The organism is Streptomyces sp. RP5T (assembly GCF_003933965.1).
Classification (GTDB): Bacteria; Actinomycetota; Actinomycetes; order Streptomycetales; family Streptomycetaceae; genus Streptomyces.
Map to the genome: position 1 here is coordinate 1 of NZ_RSAJ01001273.1, position 483 is coordinate 483.

Here is a 483-nt window from a genome sequence, read left to right on the forward strand (position 1 = left end):
GCGATACGCGCGCCCCTCACCCGGCCCCCGGCGGGACCGGCCTCAGTGGCGCCGGGCGAGGCCCGTGCGTCGTAGTCGTCGGACGACCGAGCGGAGCTCCGCGGTCCGGGAGGGCCAGCCCTCCGGCGGTTCCGCGACGGGGGCCGTCGCCTCGGTGGTCGAGTCCGCCGTCCACACCGCGAAATCGCCGTCCCGCGGGCCGGACACGAGGTGGGGGTCGCCCTTGCCGAAGATCTGGACGGGATGGGTGGCGTCCCATGCCTGCCAGCCGGGGTCGCCGTCGGTGGCGAAGCGTACCCAGGCCCCGTGCATGGCGTCGGCGAGTTCGGCCGGGGCGCCCTCGCCCGCCAGCTTGGCCGACTCGGGGGTGTCCCCGGTGTCGAAGACGAAGCCCAGCTCAAGGGCGTGGCAGGCGCCGAGGCGGGGCAGGTGGGAGGGCCAGGCGAACTCGTAGACGTACGAGGCGCCGCGGCGGGCATCGGC

At 76.2% G+C, this 483-nt stretch carries 1 pseudogene; it reads right to left on the reverse strand.

What is annotated here, in order from left to right:
- Positions 1–42: 42 nt before the first annotated feature.
- A pseudogene (locus EHS43_RS45785) lies at positions 43–483 on the reverse strand (carboxylesterase/lipase family protein); the annotation flags it as partial.